Genomic DNA, 17,932 nt, shown 5'->3' on the forward strand with positions numbered 1-17,932 from the left:
ATTAATTATGACTCAAAAAGGGTATCAACAGCCAACATGTATCCTTTATTTCTCACGGTCAGGATAATTGAGCGTTCATGATCATGAAGATGCTTCCGAAGCCTGCTCATCTGCACATCGATCCCACGTTCCATAGGCTCTGCTTCTCTTCCCCACACCCACTGGGCGATTTCATCCCGACTGAAAATTTTATTCGGGTTCTGTACAAATAAGCTCAGTAAGGAAAAATCCGCACCTGAAAGCTGAACGGTTTCACCATCAGCATGGACCAATCGCCTTTTGACCGTATCGAAAGTCCAATCGAGAAAGCTAATCCTTCGGCTAAATAACGTGCTGCTATTGAACTCACTACGGCGCAATAGTGCTTTGATTCGCGCCAATAACTCCCTAGGGCTAAATGTTTTCGTAATATAATCATCGGCTCCGACTTCCAATCCCGTAATGCGATCAACCTCATCACACACCGCAGTCAGCATAATAATGGGAACATGTGATTTTAATCGTATTTTACTGCAAAGCGTAAAGCCATCTTCACCTGGAAGCATTATATCCAGCACAATAAGATGCGGTTCCTGAACACCCATTTGTTGCCACATTTCATCGCCATCAGAAGCCGTAACAACGTTAAACCCTGAACGACTTAAATATTCGCTGAGCGCATCTCTAATTTCTTCACTATCATCCACAACAAGTATATTTTTCTTTTCCATAAGAGATCCTGCTAAATACTTCCGAACTAGTTATATGTTTAATTAACAAGCTGGGCAAGTTGTTTGTTGGTTAATTGGATCTGAGTATTGTTTTAGCGCGTTTGTAAGAAGTTGCTTACAAATAAATAACTATAAATTACTTATCAAGCGAAACATATTGCTAGGATTGTCAGCAAATAAAAGCATGGCCGTTCATTCCATATTCTTGCAATATTCTTTGTTATGTTCGGCGTTTAAAGCAGTCACCTCATAGTTTGAAAACAATTAGGATGTGAAAAATGAAGATAGTAAAAAGCCCGTTAAAAACAGCCGTTACTGTTCTTGCCCTCGCCATAGCACCGAGTGTTGTATCCGCACAGACATATTCAATAATACCGGAACAAAACCTCTACTTTTTAAGCCCCCATCCCGATGACATACTACTTACCTTTGGTGGACTCATCAGCAAATTAGCCAATGAAGGTAGTATTGAGCACAAAACCAATGTAACAGAGGTATTCTTTAGCCTGTCAAATTACTCAACTAACCATCTGGATATCTTAACCAATAAGCGGGTGCTTGATATAACGAAAATGCGTTTTAATGAAGATTTTAGCGCCCACACTGAAATGTTCGGCAACTGGGATAACTTCCGTTATAAAACAGCAGGGTTCTACGATGCTCCATTGCGATTATATGAAGGATCCCCGACTGCTGGTGGAGGACCTGCCGGTACTTTTGCTGATTTCAGGCAAGCTGAAATTGACGTCTACAACCGAATTGCTGCAGATATAACCCCGATACTCAAACAGCAAGATTGTGCAGCGTTTGTCTTGCTTGCCAATGGGTCACACATCGATCATTTTGTTGTTCGTGAGGCGGTAATGAAGGCGGCACACGACTTGGGTAGTGAAGCTCAGTGCCAGATTTATTTTGGAGAGGATCAGCCCTACACCGGAGCAAATCCCGACAAAGCACAAGATGAACTTAACAGCATTAAAGCCAGACTTCCGAACAATGCGATATCCAAGTTAACCTATTGGTATGACAAAGATTACAAGTTAGAGTTATTTAAAAAATATTACCTCAGCCAGTATGATGTTGGCTATATTCCGCCGCTGGAAAGTGCAGAGTTTGAAAACATCTATAAGTGGGACAAGTCGACATATGGCGATTTGCAGAAGCATCAGCTGTGCAACTTTGATTATTGCTCTCTGAAGTAGGTTCAAACCGAGTGTATAAAAACCCGAGTACATTTTGACTCGGGTTTTTAATTCAATTAGTGGCTAGCTACGTGGAACCCAGGGGGTAATCTTAACGGCAGGATGACTGAATGTAACGGTTTCGCCCTCAGCCAGTGACGATAACTCGATAACCTTGGTATCACCACTGTCAAAGTGTACGACGACCCCTTCGACATCGGGCATGAACCATCCCGAAAACATTCCGCCGAGATCTGACAACAGCTGATTCATCTGAGGAACTAGCTTGGCAACTTCGACTTGCTGGATTGATGTCCCGTAATCTTGCTTGGCTATAACTTGCATCGAAACATCACAGGTAATGCCATCGTCAATGACATAGGTAACGTCTGGGTTGGCCTGGCGCAAATTACTATCAATTGGCACCGTCAGCTCATTGTTTGCCGGGATCTCTAACTCTTCATAATGCTCATCTTTACGCATCGATCCTTTGTGGATTTGACAGACACTGCCATCCTGCTGATTCAGAAGGAACAGTGCCAATTTGACATCATCATGTCCCTCTTTAACATTTTGCTTGAGCTTACTGTAAAGTGTGCTGTAACGCATCTCTATGTTCTGAGCCGCTGCCTGCTGAGCATAGAGCGAAGTGCTGGCAACTACGCCCGCAACTAGCCAATGGGTCAACTTCATCCTTTATCCTTGGCGCCAGTATTGATTGTTATGCTTGATCATTGCTTGAATTTCATCAACATATGCATGACCTCGCTCTGAATAACGGCTTAGTCCTTCTGCCAGCTTCGTACCTTCAACCTCTTCGCCGGCCTTACGCTGTGCAGAGCGAATATCACGTAAGTCTTGATAGGCACGATTGGTATTCACGTTCATGAAGTAGGCTTGCACCGATAAATACGGTGATGCGAATACCGCCACTTCATGGCTTGCTCCTTCATTCCGTGCATTAGGAACCAAACCGCAGCCTTTACGATAACACCATTGGCCAAAATAGTTGTTGCCTTCCACTGCAAAGCGTGACGTTCCCCACCCAGATTCATTTGCCGCCTGACTAAGGACAAGCGACTCGGGAAGGACGTCAACACGCTCCAGTATCGCAGCGAGCCAATCGGCAGTAATCATATTACCGTCAAGCGGAAGCTTGTAGGCGTCAGCGAGCTTTTCGGCGTAGGCGTATTGATCTCGAGAAAGCGATTCACCGGTATTCACTGAAGATAAAACCGACTCGAGGAACTGGCGCTCTTCTATTATCCGTTGATTTTCGTGCTCAACGGCAGGGCGAAGAAAGTCGAAGAAAGCCGCTTTCTTCAGAGTAACGTCGGTGATTTTGGAAAAGTCTGGCTTGGCATTTTGTGATGAGGCCGAGGCGGCCTCATCGTTGGAGCTTTGGAATGGGATTTCGCCACATGCTGTCAATCCACTGACTAATGCAAAAATGGCAACTTTACTGGTTGTTATATTTTTTATCACGCGTCAAAAACCTTTGGATCCCCCTGCTGGTTTTGGTCGTTATCATTTTGTCCTTTCTGAACTGTCGTGACATGAAGCGAGACACCAAAAAGGTTGCGGTAGATAATGGCTTTCACATTAAAGAAGAATGGGATCGTCCAAATTAAACCGATACCAGCAGTGGCAAATGAAATAATAAACATCGTTAGGATGACAATAAAAATAGCTGTCATCGGCAGTAGTTTACGCAAAGTTGCCACGAGTGAAAACTGAATTGCTTTCAGTGGTGATAAACGTTTTTCGCAAACCAGCATAATTGCCATGCTAAAGCCCATCGAAAGCAGCATACCGAAAATAGGGAAAATCGCATTGGCGATACCCTGTAACGAAGCGCTGAGCAACACCGTGATAACTGAAACCAGGGCGAAAGGAAACCCTTTGACCAAGTAGCTTGGTTTACTTGGCAGACCAACTGCATGGTTCAATGCCATCAAGCTAACGCCCGCCAACAGAGGAGCACTTAATACATCCGACCAGAAATTTGCCATATAACCCGCCTCAATGACCGAGGCAGACATCTCGCCGCCAGTTATAACGGCATCGAAAAACACGGCAGCACTTCCAAGTTGCACTTGCAGGCCCAGCAGAAGCAGCGCAACTTGTGCCAGAAACAAACCAATAACCGCTGGCAAGAAAGTCAGAAAATTCTTGGCTGTGATCTTCCAGGCTTCTTGAAGCACAGACAGTGACTGAAGATCACTCTCACCTTTCAACGCTCTTTCGATTGAGCCGCCAACTTGGAATGTTTTGTTATTCATTTGTATTTCACTAAATATTACACACTAGGCCCGTGATTGTACGCTAGTTAGGCCCGATAGAGAAACTTTGCGACAAAAAGCTGCTTTTCCGTCCAGAGTGTGACTTTGGAGGGCGAATTAGCTAGTCAGTCTGAATACACTATGATTAATAGATTACGCCTACGGAATGCATATGCTTATGCCTTGATTTTAAAGTAAATTTCATTCGGGTACAGACACTGCATCCAAGCTGTTATTAAACAGATGTTCGCTAGTATGAAAATAGTCTAAGAAATTGGAAAAAAACGCTTTGAATTACGCGTTTACGGGACTATTATGCGCCCCCTAAATTCAACCTAATAGTTGGGGGGATTATCTATGAAACCCCTGGGTGGAGATCTTGTAGAATTGAACGCTGCAGAAACAACTAAAGCACCGGTGATTCAGCTTAAAGGGCTGGGCAAAAGCTTCGATGGCAAGCAAATTATCACTGGTCTCGATCTGAATGTGAACGATGGTGAATTCCTTACCATCCTTGGCCCTTCTGGCTGTGGTAAAACAACTGTTCTTCGACTAATCGCCGGCTTTGAAAATGCCGATGCGGGACAGATTGTTATTGCCGGCAAAGACGTAACAGGTATTCCAGCGGAACAACGCAACGTAAATACTGTATTTCAGAGTTATGCTCTTTTCCCGCATATGACAGTCTTTGACAATGTTGCTTTCGGCCTGCGTATGCAGAAAGTCGCTGAGAGTGAGATTGAGCCTCGCGTAATGGAAGCGCTGCGTATGGTGCAACTAGAGAAGTTTGCCCCTCGTAAGCCTCACCAGCTTTCTGGTGGTCAGCAGCAGCGGGTTGCAATCGCACGAGCGGTAGTGAACAAGCCAAAAGTATTGTTGTTGGACGAATCCCTGTCGGCGTTGGACTACAAACTTCGCAAACAGATGCAGATCGAGCTGAAACAGCTGCAGCGTAAACTGGGTATTACCTTCATTTTCGTTACCCACGATCAGGAAGAAGCCCTTTCAATGTCAGACCGTATCATTGTTATGCGCTCTGGTAACGTTGAGCAAGATGGCTCTCCTCGTGAAATTTACGAAGAGCCAGAGAACCTATTTGTCGCGCGTTTCATTGGCGAAATCAACGTGTTTGATGCGGTCGTCAAAGAGCGCTTGGATGAAACCCGTGTATTGGCAAATGTTGAAGGCCGCCCTTCAATGATCCACTGCAAGCTGCCAGTTAGCCCGGGTGACAAGGTTAAAGTATTGCTGCGACCTGAAGATATTCGCCTGGAAGAAATCAACAATGGTGACGAAGCACAAGGCATCATTGGTTATATCCGTGAGCGTACCTATAAAGGTATGACGCTTGACTCTGTGGTCGAGCTGGAGACGGGCACGTCTGTCATGGTAAGTGAATTCTTCAACGAAGATGATCCTGATGTGGACCACTCTCTGGATCAAAAAGTTGCGGTTACTTGGGTTGAAAGCTGGGAAGTGGTGCTAGCAGATGAACAAGAAGCTTAATCTTCAAAACATCATCATAACCGTCATTGTTGGTTGGCTATTGCTGTTTGTATTTATTCCCAACCTGATGATCATCGGCACCAGTTTTCTGACCCGAGATGATGCAAACCTGATTGAAATGACCTTCACATTGGACAACTACATCCGGTTGTTTGATCCGCTTTATGCCAAGGTCATGATGCACTCGTTCTATATGGCGCTGGTGGCCACACTACTTTGTTTGGTGATTGGTTATCCGTTTGCCTATGCGATTGCAAAGATGCCAGAGAAATGGCGTCCGTTTATGCTGTTTTTGGTGATTGTGCCGTTTTGGACCAACTCATTGATCCGTACTTATGGTCTGAAGATCATGTTGGGTACCCGAGGTATTTTGAACAATACCCTGCTCTACCTAGACATTATCGATAAGCCGCTACGTATCATGTACACCGAGTATGCGGTAATGGTTGGCTTGGTCTACATTCTTCTGCCGTTTATGGTGCTACCGCTGTACTCGGCGATTGAGAAACTCGATCACAACTATATTGAAGCCGCGCGCGATTTGGGTGCGAACAAGTTCCAAACGTTCGTGAAGGTGATTTTTCCACTGACCATGCCAGGCATCATTGCTGGTTGTCTACTGGTGCTACTACCTGCTCTTGGTATGTTCTATGTGTCCGACCTACTTGGCGGAGCGAAGAATCTGCTGATCGGTAACGTGATTAAGAGCCAGGTATTGAACGCCCGTGATTGGCCGTTCGGTGCAGCAACCAGTATTGCATTGACGATCGCGATGGCAGTCATGCTGTACGCCTACTACCGGGCAGGCAAACTGCTTAACCGTAAAGTGGAGCTTGAATAATGGGACGCGCATTTAAATTCAGTTTTATGACTGTGGTGTATGCCTTCCTATATACACCAATCATTATCCTGATTGTTAACTCATTCAATGCCAGCAAATTCGGCATGAAATGGGGAGGTTTTACCACCAAGTGGTATCACCAGCTGGTAAACAACGACAGCTTGATGCAGGCGGCATGGCATTCGCTGAATATTGCCGTGTTCTCGGCAACTGCGGCAGCGATTATTGGTAGTTTGACGGCGGTTGCCCTCTTCCGCTACCAGTTCCGCGGCAAACATTTTGTCAACGGCATGCTGTTCGTGGTGATGATGTCACCAGACATCGTAATGGCAATCTCGCTGCTGGCGCTGTTTATCTTGGTTGGCGCGGAGCTTGGCTTCCTCACCTTGCTGCTTTCGCACATTACATTCTGCCTACCATTCGTGGTGGTAACGGTTTACAGCCGCTTGAAAGGGTTTGATGTGAAAATGCTCGAAGCTGCACGTGATTTGGGCGCAAGCGAATGGGTCATCCTAAAGCAGATTATCCTGCCGCTAGCCAAGCCTGCGGTTGCCGCTGGTTGGTTGCTAAGCTTCACCCTGTCGCTGGATGACGTCATTGTCAGTTCATTTGTAACAGGTCCGAGTTACGAAATTTTGCCTTTGAAGATTTACTCCATGGTTAAAGTGGGTATTTCACCAGAAGTGAACGCATTGGCTACAATTATGCTAATTGTGTCTCTGATCCTAGTTGTCAGTTCTCAACTGCTGGCACGGGAGAAGATCAAATAAGGCTTGCAACACCGCTTTAAATTTGGCTTCAGCCAAAGAACGAGCAAGTGGCCTTCGGGCCACTTGTTTTGTATTAACACCCTAAAAGGGTTTTGGAGATGATAATCTAATGAAAAAATGGTCCGCTTTTCTAGCCGGTACTGCATGCGCTGCAGCAATGTTTACTCATGTTGCCAATGCGGCAGACAAGGAATTAGTCTTTATGAACTGGGGTCCGTACATTTCTACGGAGCTACGCGAACAGTTCACGAAAGAAACTGGTATTAAAGTGATTTATTCGACTTACGAGTCGAACGAGACTATGTACGCTAAGTTAAAAGCCCACCCCCAAGGTTACGACCTGGTTGTGCCGTCAACTTACTTCGTTGCTAAAATGCGCGATGAAGGCATGTTACAGAAAATCGATAAATCAAAGCTAACCAACTTCAAAGAGCTTGATAAGAATTATCTGGATAAGCCTTTTGACCCAAACAACGACTACTCGATCCCACACGTTATCGCAATGACAGGCTTGGCAGTCAACACTGACATGTACGACCCTGCTGATTTCGATAGTTGGGCGGACCTTTGGAATCCTGAGCTTGAAGGCCAACTGATGCTTATGGATGACACGCGCGAAGTATTCCACATTGCTCTGCGTAAATTAGGTTACTCTGGTAACACCACCGATCCAAAACAGATCGATGAAGCTTACGAAGAACTGAAAAAACTGATGCCAAATGTTTTGGTGTTCAACTCCGACAACCCTGCCGCTCCTTACCTTGCAGGTGAAGTTGGCCTGGGTATGCTCTGGAATGGCTCAGCTGCCGCAGCCCAGAAAGAAGGTCTACCAATTGAATTGGTTTGGCCTAAAGAAGGCGGTATATTCTGGGTTGATAGCCTAGCTATTGCTAAGAATGCCCAAAACGTTGAAGCAGCACACAAGATGATCGATTTCTTATTGCGTCCTGATGTTGCAGCCAAAATTTCAGAAGAAACTGGCTACCTGACTGCAGTTGAAGCATCAAACGCGAAATACAAAGACAACCCTACCCTGTTCCCACCACAAGAAGATCTTGACCGTGGTGAGTGGCAGGATGCGGTTGGTGAGATGAACATCCGCTACGAGAATTACTTCCTGGAACTCAAAGCAGGCCAGTAATTCTTCGCCATAAATCCAAGGCAGCCAAGCGGCTGCCTTTTTTATATCGAAAATATACAAATATCGGCTATTAATAGTTCATACAGTTATTAAGGTAAGATATTCCTTATCTTTACCATTCAATTCCCTGTTATAATATGCTCTTAAAAATCGCTGTAATAACGTTGATTTTTAACAGCATATTACTCAATTTATTGGGGATATTTCCGATGTTTACCCTCATAGGTGAACATAACGACAATTTGCAGGAGAAGCGGTAAGTACTTCACCGAGATGGTTTTCATCCATAATTAGTACATTCGCTAGAGAACACTCTCAAAATCCCATTTAGTTTGGAGCATATAACAATGAAAAAATGGTCTTCTTTAATGGCCGGCGGTGTTTGCGCAATGGCAATGTTTTCGAACATGGCAACAGCTGCAGATAAAGAGCTTTATTTCTATAACTGGTCTGAATATATTCCATCAGAAGTTCTGGAACAGTTCACGAAAGAAACGGGTATTAAAGTGATTTATTCGACCTACGAGTCGAATGAAACCATGTACGCAAAGCTAAAAACCCATGGTGACGGCTATGATCTAGTGGTTCCTTCAACCTACTATGTATCGAAAATGCGTGAAGAAAATATGCTGCAAAAAATCGACAAGTCAAAGCTAAGCCACTTTGATGAAATCGATCCTAACTTCCTGCACAAGCCATTCGATCCTAAGAATGACTACTCGATCCCATACATCTGGGGTGCGACCGGTATCGGTGTCAACACAGATATGATGGACAAAGAAGAAGTTAGTAGCTGGGCCGACCTTTGGGACCCTAAATGGGAAGGCCAGCTGATGATGATGGATGACGCGCGTGAATTCTTTCACATCGCCCTACGTAAACTTGGCTACTCTGCGAACACCAAAAATCCTGAAGAAATTAAAGCCGCCTACGAAGAGCTTAAGAAGCTAATGCCAAATGTGTTGGTATTCAACTCTGACTACCCTGCTAACCCTTACATGGCAGGCGAAACCTCTCTGGGTATGCTGTGGAACGGTTCTGCTTACATGGCTCGTCAAGAAGGCGCACCAATTGATATCGTATGGCCAAAAGAAGGTGCCATCTTCTGGATGGACAGCATTTCTATCCCGGCTAATGCCAAGAATACCGATGCTGCCCACAAGATGATCGATTTCCTACTGCGTCCTGAGAACGCAGCAAAAATTGCGCTGGAAATCGGCTACCCAACCCCTGTGGCAACAGCAAAAGACAAGCTTCCAGCCGAATTTGTTAACGACCCAAGCATCTACCCGCCGCAAGAAGTGATGGATGCCGGTGAGTGGCAGGACAGCGTTAACGGTGCAAACACTATCTATGAAGAGTACTACCAGAAGCTAAAAGCAGGTCAGTAATCTCCCACTTAGTATAGAAAACTCGGGCTCAGGCCCGAGTTTTTGTTTGAGTCATATATCCTCTAGCAAGCCATTCATCGCTGTATTAAGCCACTTCACCGCCGGACCTACTGCTTTTCCTTTTGGAGCCACACACTCAACCGGAGCCTGCCACTCCTTGTGATCAAACGTAACAGGCAGTATTTTCATTTTCCCTAATTTTGCTCTTTGCTTCGCCTCATGGCTGGGAAGATATGTCCAACCCAAGCCTTTCTCAACGTACTGAATGAGCACATGGTGATCGTTCGTCCACCACTGGTTAGACGAAATAGGTGGCATATAAGCCATAGATTTTCCGCCCTCACCTCGAACCATAAGCTGGCGGTAAGGGATCAAATCAGCTGGTGTGACACTGTCATGTTTCGATAAAACATGTTCTGGGCAAGCTACGGGCACAAATCGAATACTGCCGATGTAGCGAACATCCAGTTCTTTGAAATACACCATGTCAGTCAACATCACTCCCAGATCCCCTTTTCCGTTCAGCAAAAGGTTGGGGATATCAGTGCTACTGGCCAGCATGGTCGTCAAAGTTGTCGATGGAAAGCGCTGACTGAACTCATCAGCAATCGTACCGAGTTTGTCTATCAACAAATTATCATCAATTAAGATGGTAACTTCAGCCTCCTGGAAATCACTCAACGCCTTGGCCGCACTCTGCAATTCAAAGCTCTGCTGTAACGTGGCTTCAGCAAATCTGAGCAAATGCTGGCCTTGTTTCGTGAGCGTCGGCTTGCGAGTAGAGCGATCAAACAGTTCGACATTCAAATCGATTTCAAGGTTTGCTATCCCCTGGCTAACCGCAGACTGGACTTTTCCGAGTTGCCTAGCGCAGGCTGAAAAAGATCCTAATTTTGCAGCAATAACAAACATCTGGAGTTGATCAAGATTGTACATACTATCAGTAAAAGTGATGATAACTAACTAGATTGAATCATGAGTAGCGATATTATGCACGCATAACATTAGCTCAGGATTATAATTATGACGATTAAAGAACGTATCTTGCACACCGTGCTATTTGAAGTGTTTGCCCTTGTGATTTTGATGGGGGCAGCCACGATTTTCACCAGGCATAACCCAGCCGTTGTCGGTGGACTAAGCGTTGCAATGTCACTGATTGCAATGGCGTGGAACTACATCTACAACGTGCTGTTCGATAAGTTTGCAGGAGAAGATCGCCTAAATAGAACGACTAAAACCCGTATTCTTCATGGCTTAGGTTTTGAAGGCGGGCTGATCTTTATCACCATCCCAGTTTTGATGTGGGTATTGCAGCTCGATTTCTGGACTGTATTTATTTTGGACTTGGGAATAGTGATTTTCTTTTTACTGTACGCCATTATCTATAACTGGATATATGATCACGCTAAGGCAAAATTCTTCACTAAGCCATTGCCTGTCAAAGCAAGTATGTCCGAATGCTGAGCTAATAAATAGCTCAAACGGTCAAACGCCCGCGCTATGCGGGCGTTGTATTGGAGAAATTTGATACTCAGTAATCTAGCCTAGGATTTCATCAACAAAATTAGGTACCAACAAAGAAGCTGGGCCATAGCGTTTCTCGGCAAACTCACTCTCTACTTCACTTGGCTCCAAATTCAGTTCAATGGTATGTGCACCGTGCATCGCTGCTTCGTGTACAAAACCGGCTGCAGGATATACGGCACCGGAAGTACCAATGGAAATGAATAGATCAGCTTCCATCAAAGCTTCATGGATCCTATCCATTCCGATTGGCATTTCACCAAACCAAACCACATTAGGTCGCATAGGAGCCGGCATTTGACAGCAGTGGCAGTGGTCATCAAGCGTAATATCACCGCTCCACTCTACCGTTTGAGCTGTTTCGCTACACTGCGCTTTCAACAGTTCCCCATGCATATGGATAACGTTTTTACTTCCGGCCATTTCATGCAAGTTATCAATATTTTGGGTTACGATAGTAACTTTGCCATCGAGTTCTTGCTCTAGCCTTGCTAGCGCTTTGTGAGCATCATTGGGAAATACCGTCCCGCTCTCTAACTGCTGGCGGCGCTGATTATAGAAGTTCTGTACCAGTGCCGGATCACGGTAATATCCTTCTGGCGTTGCCACATCTTCAATGCGGTGGTTTTCCCACAGCCCATCTTGGTCACGGAAAGTACGGATGCCTGACTCCGCAGAGATACCCGCTCCTGTTAGTACAACAATATTTCGATAAGGGAAAAGCATAGCCGTGTCCTTTCTTCATCTCTCTTATAAGCTTTATACCATTGTTTTCATGTGGTTATAAGCAAAACGTCTACGACATTAGTCTAATTATAGACAACAAATAAAAAGTTATAGTGCGTTAGGATGTAAAGCCATAAAAAAACCGGCAGGGTTGCTGCCGGTTTTGCCGCTATAGTCTGTCGTTAGACATTATCCTGAGTAGCACTGCCTTTCTTGGCCGCTTCGACCTTATCATCGTAGCCGGGCTGATTTTCAGGCAAGTCTTTGACTTCTTCGTACCAGAGGTCATGGTGCTCTTTTGCCCAAGTCTCATCAACCTCCCCTGTGATCATGCCATCCAGACCGGCTTCCATACCAAACAAGCCAATATAGATGTGGAAAATAAAGCCACAAATCAATACCAGCGCCGATAGCATATGGACGAGATGGGACAGCTCCATATCACGACGGGTTTGGTCAAAGATCGGGAAATCGAGCACGAATCCACTCGCTACGATAAAAGCACCAAAGAAAATCAACAGCCAGAAAATTGCTTTTTCACCGCCATTGGAGAACCCCGCCGATGGATGGCTTCCCTTGTGCTTGCCAACCATGCCGCCCATTTTCATGAACCACTGCATGTCAACTTTATTAAAGATGCTCTTACGCCACCATTTAACCAGAACGGCGATCAAAAAGAAGGCAAATAAAGGACCAATATAGTTGTGATATTGCTTGGCCGCGTATATGACCCAGCCCCACAGCTCTGTAGGCACGATCGGCTTAATAAAGTACTTACCGTAGACCAAAGTCAAGCCACTGAAAGCTAGTGTCAGGAAAGTAAACGCCAAGCTCCAGTGCAGCGCCCTATCGAGTCGGCTCCAGCGTTTGATTTTACGCCCTGTCTTAGGCTTACTCAGCTTTAGAGGACCGACAACAACATATGCCAACGCCACCATCACCAAGCTACCAAAAATCGCCAATGCACCAAGCGGTGACATCCACTTCTCTTTCATAATGAACCAGGTCTGTCCCGGAACACTAATCAGCACACCATGCTCAGGTGACTTAGACGTGGTATAGCCCTCTTGGCCATCCTTGACCGCACGCCAATAGTCAGCACCGGCATAACCGATAACTTCATGCCTTACAACGGATTCGCCCAAGCGCTCAGATTCAGTGTTAGCACTGGATTCATTGCTAGCTGCCGCCGATAGTGAAAACATCAATACCAAGGCTGTGGTCAGCAAGAATAGCCAGTGTTGAATTCGCTTAGTCATATTTCTCCCGACTGTTAATTCAACAGTTATGTTCAGATCTCTATACAAGTGGCAATCACAGCTTGCAAAATCAACGCGTGATTGCCACTGAGTCAATGGCTCGGTTTAAGCCTTGCGCACCTCAGAGGCGTCATAGGCAAGGTCGTCAGTACTTGCCCAACCCGCTTCTTTTGCCCCGCGAGCAACGACACGCTCGCGATAAATATCGGAGATTTTGGCTGCATCCCCCGCCAACAGCGCCTTAGTCGAACACAAAGAGGCACACATAGGTAACTTACCTTCAGCAATACGGTTAGCACCGTATTTCTGTTTCTCTTCAATCGATCCAGTCTCCACATTCGGACCTCCGGCGCAGAAGGTACATTTGTCCATCTTACCGCGTTCAGCAAATGCCGTTTGCTTAGGGAACTGCGGCGCACCAAACGGACAAGCAAACAGGCAATAGCCACAACCAATGCAGAGATCTTTGTCATGCAAAACAATGCCGTCCTCGGTCTGCACAAAACAGTCGGCAGGACACACCGCCATACATGGCGCATCGCTACAATGCATACAGGCCACCGAGATGGAGTTTTCATTCGGCAGGCCGTCGTTAAGCGTTACCACTCGACGGCGTTGGATACCCCACTCCAGCGCATCATCGTTTTCATTTTTACAAGCTGTCACACAACCGTTGCACTCGATACAACGTTTAGAGTCACAAAGAAATTTCATACGTGCCATCAGAATGACTCCTTACGCTTTAGAGATTTTACAGAGGGTTACTTTGGTTTCCTGCATTTGCGTTACAGGGTCATAACCATAGGTGGTCGCCGTATTGGCCGCCTCGCCAGAGACAAACGGCGCACAGCCCTCAGGATAACGTCCACGGAGATCTTCGCCCTGGAACTTACCGCCAAAGTGGAACGGAATGAACGCCATACCCGGTTTCACACGCGGGGTCACCATGGCTTTAACATGGATACGCCCCTTCTCGGCACCTTCAACCCAAACCATCTCACCGTCTTTGAAGCCAATATCATTGGCGTCTTTCGGATTCACCTCAACAAACATCTCTTGCTGCAACTCTGCCAACCATGGGTTAGAACGCGTCTCGTCACCACCACCCTCGTACTCGACCAATCGACCAGAAGTCAGAACAATCGGGTACTCACCAGACATGTCTTTGTCCTGAATGGACTTGTACAGTGTTGGCAGGCGGAACATGGCTTCGCTGTCATTCCAGGTTGGGTAGTCCGTTACCAAGTCACGGCGCGGCGTGTACAGCGGTTCACGGTGCAGCGGAACAGCATCCGGGAATGTCCATACCACGGTACGGGCCTTGGCATTACCAAACGGAATACATCCATGCTTGATGGCAACGCGCTGGATACCACCGGACAGGTCAGTCTTCCAGTTTTTGCCTTCGGCCTGGGCCTTCTCTTCGGCTGTCAGGTCGTCCCACCAACCCAGTTGCTTGAGCATCTTGTCGGTAAACTCTGGGTAGCCATCTTCCAGCTCACAACCCAGTGAGTAGCTGTCGTCAGCCAACAGGCTTTCACCATTGCGTTCCACACCAAAACGGGCACGGAAGTTACCGCCACCCTGGGCAACTGTTTTCGAGGTATCGTAAAGAATATGAGTACCCGGGTGCTTCATCTCCGGCGTACCCCAGCATGGCCATGGCAGACCGTAGGTCTCACCGTTCGCAGGACCGCCCTCGGCTTCAAGGGTGGTTTTGTGGAAGGTGTGCCAATTCTGCTGGTGCTCTTTAAGACGCTCAGGGCTCTGACCGGTGTAACCGATAGTCCACATACCTTTGTTGTACTCGCGGGTGATGTCTTCAATCACCGGCTGGTTATTCTCAACACGGATGTGCTTGAACAACTGTTCGGAAAGCCCCAGCTTCTGAGACAGCAGGTACATGATTTCGTGGTCAGGTTTGGATTCGAACAAAGGTTCGATCACCTGATCGCGCCACTGAATTGAGCGGTTGGTCGCGGTTACCGATCCGGTTGTTTCGAACTGCGTCGTTGCCGGTAGCAGGTAAACATTGTCCTTGCGGTTGTTCATTACCGCGGCAACCCCTGGATACGGATCAACAATCACCATCATATCCAGTTTTTCCATCGCCTTACGCATTTCGGTACCACGGGTTTGCGAGTTCACCGCATGGCCCCAGTAGAACATGGCGCGGATGTTGTCGTTCTGCTCGATGTTGGCTTTGTCTTCAAGCACGCCATCAATCCAGCGCGAAACAGGAATACCGGCATTGTTCATTGGTTTCTTGCCACGGTATTCAGCCTGGTCAAAGCGACCCTTCAACCATTCGTAGTCCACATCCCATACTTTCGCCCAGTGCTTCCAAGCACCTTCAGAAAGACCGTAGTAACCCGGCAAGTTGTCAGAAAGCACGCCAAAGTCCGTTGCCCCCTGAACGTTATCGTGACCACGGAAAATATTGGCACCGCCACCCGATTTACCCATGTTGCCAAGGGCTAGCTCAAGGATACAGTAGGCACGGGTGTTGTTATTACCTGTGGTATGCTGGGTTCCCCCCATACACCAAACCACACAGCCTGGGCGGTTTTCGGAGAGCAGTTTCGCGGTCTGGTATACATCCGCTTCCGCGACGCCACTTACACGCTCGACTTCTGCTGGTGTCCATTTCGCCACCTCGGCGCGAACTTCATCCATCCCCCAAACGCGCTGGCGAATGAATTCTTTGTCTTCCCAGCCATTTTTGAAGATGTGGTATAGCACCCCCCAAATGAAGGCAACGTCAGAACCCGGACGCAAGGATACATAGTGATCTGATTTTGCCGCCGTACGGGTACGGCGCGGATCAGCCACCACAATCTTACAGCTGTTGCGCTCTTTGGCGATCAGGATATGCTGCATTGCAACCGGGTGTGCTTCGGCTGGGTTAGAGCCAATAAACAGAATCGACTTACAGTTGTGCATGTCGTTAAGCGAGTTGGTCATCGCCCCGTAGCCCCAGGTGTTTGCTACACCGGCAACTGTGGTCGAGTGACAGATACGGGCCTGGTGATCAACATTGTTCGTTCCCCAAAGCGAAACCATCTTGCGAAACAGGTAAGCCTGCTCGTTGTTGTGCTTCGCCGAACCAAGCCAGTAAACAGAGTCCGGACCCGATTCTTGGCGGATCTTCATCACTTGCTGGCTCACTTCGTTGAGCGCCTGTTCCCAGCTCAGTTTTTTCCATTTGCCATCGACCAGCTTCATCGGGTATTTAATGCGGCGCTCACCATGACCGTGTTCACGCAGTGCCGCACCTTTCGCACAGTGGCCACCAGCATTGAATGGGTGATCGAAAGCTGGCTCCTGGCCGGTCCACACACCTTCCTGCACTTCAGCGTAAATGCCACAGCCAACAGAGCAGTGGGAGCAGATAGTACGCTTCACTTCTACCGGCGCCTTAGGATCAACCTCCTTGGCTTCGGCTTTTTTCATCATACCCGGCGCAAACAAGCTCGCGCCGGCCATTCCACCAGCAGCCGCCAGTGAAGAGTTACGAATAAAGGAACGACGCGAAATACCCAGCTGGTTTTCGTCCTTGCTTACGTTGTCGGAACGTTTTGTCAGTTTCATTTATGGCTCCGCCTTACAAGGTTTCGTAGTAATCGCGAACATGTTGGGTTTCGCGATAGCCAGTTGTATTGTCATTTTTATTGTTTTCAGGCTGTTCAACCTTTGCCTGAACCGCCGTTGCCGTACCCGCAATAACGGTACCAGCAGCCACACTCAAACCAATATTTTTCAATAGCTGGCGACGGCTCTGATTAGGTTTATTCTGCTCACTCATAAAAGCTTGCTCCTTTATCGTGTTTCCAAATCCGAATTCCTCGCTTTGGAAATCAATTTTTTTGCTAAGTTTTTCGTAATAATAACGACGGTCAACTTTTCCTCAGCGACATCCTGAGCACCCTCATTCGAAGCTGGTAGCGGTTACGTCGTCACTCAAAATGAAAATTAGGTAAAGTCTAGTTCACCTCTACCAATCGTGTTTTTTCGACCAGAAGGAACTGCAAAGCAAGCTCGGCAACCGCGCTATAAAACACTGCACTGCTAGCCACTTTAAGATCCTTGCACAGCCGCTCAAACCAAGTAGCGATATGACGGTTGAAAAAGACTTGCTGCAGATGCTTGTCTCCTCCCTCCACCAGCATCGCCATCACTTCGAGCAAGGCTGCGATATGATCTTCCGGCTCTTTTACGCTTTCATCGCGCTGAAAACCTAGTTGGGCGAGATCACGGCGAAGATGGGCCAGAGGCATTTCCATCATTGAACCGGTCAGATACCATGATCCGAAAGGCACGATTTCTCCGCGACCAATGCCAATGAACAAGTCTTGATACTCTTCTTCAACCGCCAACACCGATGTCGTCTGAGCAGCTAATTTCACAACAGGCCAAGCAGCTGCCATGGTATTTTGGCTTCCAGCATGTTGATTCGCTTCCACATCCAACGCAGAAAACCAATCCAAAACGGTTTGGTCCGGTGCCTTGCGAAACAGATGGGCCAGCAAACCATAGATTTCTACGCGCAGTGCAGATTCTTCTTGACGAGTTTGTAGTACTGATTCCATTTGCTATTC

Annotated in this window: 18 protein-coding genes; 7 read left to right on the forward strand and 11 right to left on the reverse strand. The window is 46.9% G+C overall.

Annotated elements, in window-relative coordinates:
* Window positions 1-5 precede the first annotated feature (5 nt).
* Window positions 6-710 (reverse strand): response regulator transcription factor, encoded by a 705-nt coding sequence (locus tag PTW35_RS09205; RefSeq protein WP_281024728.1) that lies wholly within the window; start codon window positions 708-710, stop codon window positions 6-8.
* A gap of 278 nt (window positions 711-988) precedes the next feature.
* Between PTW35_RS09205 and PTW35_RS09210 the strand changes: the two genes are divergently transcribed.
* Window positions 989-1,912, forward strand: a complete 924-nt coding sequence (locus PTW35_RS09210) for a PIG-L family deacetylase (protein WP_281024729.1) — start codon at window positions 989-991, stop codon at window positions 1,910-1,912.
* A gap of 63 nt (window positions 1,913-1,975) precedes the next feature.
* Here the strand turns inward: PTW35_RS09210 and PTW35_RS09215 are convergent, their stop codons facing one another.
* From PTW35_RS09215 to PTW35_RS09225, 3 genes are read right to left on the reverse strand one after another with little or no spacing between them, the layout of a single operon-like run.
* Window positions 1,976-2,584 carry a DUF2987 domain-containing protein gene (locus PTW35_RS09215; protein ID WP_281024730.1) on the reverse strand — a complete coding sequence of 203 codons (609 nt, stop codon included), beginning with the start codon at window positions 2,582-2,584 and terminating at the stop codon, window positions 1,976-1,978.
* Window positions 2,585-2,587: 3 nt separating this feature from the next.
* Entirely contained in the window at window positions 2,588-3,376 is a 789-nt protein-coding gene (locus PTW35_RS09220; RefSeq protein ID WP_281024731.1) for a glucosaminidase domain-containing protein, read from the reverse strand.
* Window positions 3,373-4,173: a membrane protein gene (locus PTW35_RS09225; RefSeq protein ID WP_039461258.1), complete on the reverse strand. Its 801-nt coding sequence runs from the start codon at window positions 4,171-4,173 to the stop codon at window positions 3,373-3,375. Before PTW35_RS09225 ends, PTW35_RS09220 begins: the two co-directional genes overlap by 4 nt.
* Before the next feature lie 387 nt (window positions 4,174-4,560).
* Here PTW35_RS09225 and potA point away from each other — a divergent pair, with 387 nt between their 5' ends.
* From potA to PTW35_RS09250, 5 genes are all read left to right on the forward strand, one after another.
* Window positions 4,561-5,679 carry a spermidine/putrescine ABC transporter ATP-binding protein PotA gene (potA, locus tag PTW35_RS09230; protein ID WP_044624495.1) on the forward strand — a complete coding sequence of 373 codons (1,119 nt, stop codon included), beginning with the start codon at window positions 4,561-4,563 and terminating at the stop codon, window positions 5,677-5,679.
* Entirely contained in the window at window positions 5,663-6,520 is an 858-nt protein-coding gene (potB, locus tag PTW35_RS09235; RefSeq protein WP_281024732.1) for a spermidine/putrescine ABC transporter permease PotB, read from the forward strand. Before potA ends, potB begins: the two co-directional genes overlap by 17 nt.
* Window positions 6,520-7,290, forward strand: a complete 771-nt coding sequence (gene potC / locus PTW35_RS09240; RefSeq protein ID WP_039461261.1) for a spermidine/putrescine ABC transporter permease PotC — start codon at window positions 6,520-6,522, stop codon at window positions 7,288-7,290. Before potB ends, potC begins: the two co-directional genes overlap by 1 nt.
* A 109-nt stretch (window positions 7,291-7,399) precedes the next feature.
* Complete coding sequence (locus PTW35_RS09245; RefSeq protein WP_281024733.1) at window positions 7,400-8,431, forward strand: extracellular solute-binding protein; 1,032 nt, start codon at window positions 7,400-7,402, stop codon at window positions 8,429-8,431.
* A gap of 347 nt (window positions 8,432-8,778) precedes the next feature.
* Entirely contained in the window at window positions 8,779-9,822 is a 1,044-nt protein-coding gene (locus tag PTW35_RS09250; RefSeq protein ID WP_281024734.1) for an extracellular solute-binding protein, read from the forward strand.
* A 51-nt stretch (window positions 9,823-9,873) separates the two neighbouring features.
* On the opposite strand, the gene PTW35_RS09255 is transcribed toward PTW35_RS09250, so the two are convergent.
* Window positions 9,874-10,758 (reverse strand): LysR family transcriptional regulator, encoded by an 885-nt coding sequence (locus PTW35_RS09255; protein WP_281024735.1) that lies wholly within the window; start codon window positions 10,756-10,758, stop codon window positions 9,874-9,876.
* 87 nt (window positions 10,759-10,845) lie between these two features.
* Between PTW35_RS09255 and PTW35_RS09260 the strand changes: the two genes are divergently transcribed.
* Window positions 10,846-11,289: a PACE efflux transporter gene (locus PTW35_RS09260; protein WP_281024736.1), complete on the forward strand. Its 444-nt coding sequence runs from the start codon at window positions 10,846-10,848 to the stop codon at window positions 11,287-11,289.
* A gap of 75 nt (window positions 11,290-11,364) precedes the next feature.
* Here PTW35_RS09260 and cobB read toward each other — a convergent pair whose 3' ends face one another.
* The 6 genes from cobB to PTW35_RS09290 form a co-directional block, all read right to left on the reverse strand.
* Window positions 11,365-12,075: a Sir2 family NAD+-dependent deacetylase gene (cobB, locus tag PTW35_RS09265; protein ID WP_281024737.1), complete on the reverse strand. Its 711-nt coding sequence runs from the start codon at window positions 12,073-12,075 to the stop codon at window positions 11,365-11,367.
* Between the two features lie 182 nt (window positions 12,076-12,257).
* Window positions 12,258-13,334 (reverse strand): formate dehydrogenase subunit gamma, encoded by a 1,077-nt coding sequence (locus tag PTW35_RS09270; protein WP_281024738.1) that lies wholly within the window; start codon window positions 13,332-13,334, stop codon window positions 12,258-12,260.
* 105 nt (window positions 13,335-13,439) lie between these two features.
* Window positions 13,440-14,057 (reverse strand): formate dehydrogenase FDH3 subunit beta, encoded by a 618-nt coding sequence (gene fdh3B, locus PTW35_RS09275; protein WP_281024739.1) that lies wholly within the window; start codon window positions 14,055-14,057, stop codon window positions 13,440-13,442.
* Window positions 14,058-14,069: 12 nt separating this feature from the next.
* A complete protein-coding gene (locus PTW35_RS09280; RefSeq protein WP_281024740.1) occupies window positions 14,070-16,925 on the reverse strand; it encodes a formate dehydrogenase subunit alpha in 2,856 nt (951 codons plus the stop codon).
* A 13-nt stretch (window positions 16,926-16,938) separates the two neighbouring features.
* Window positions 16,939-17,139 carry a hypothetical protein gene (locus PTW35_RS09285; RefSeq protein WP_039461274.1) on the reverse strand — a complete coding sequence of 67 codons (201 nt, stop codon included), beginning with the start codon at window positions 17,137-17,139 and terminating at the stop codon, window positions 16,939-16,941.
* Window positions 17,140-17,317: 178 nt separating this feature from the next.
* The gene (locus tag PTW35_RS09290) at window positions 17,318-17,923 is read right to left on the reverse strand and encodes a molecular chaperone (protein ID WP_281024741.1); all 606 of its coding nucleotides are present in this window, start codon (window positions 17,921-17,923) and stop codon (window positions 17,318-17,320) included.
* Window positions 17,924-17,932 lie beyond the last annotated feature (9 nt).

The sequence above is a fragment of the Photobacterium sp. DA100 genome (assembly GCF_029223585.1).
Taxonomy (GTDB): domain Bacteria; phylum Pseudomonadota; class Gammaproteobacteria; order Enterobacterales; family Vibrionaceae; genus Photobacterium.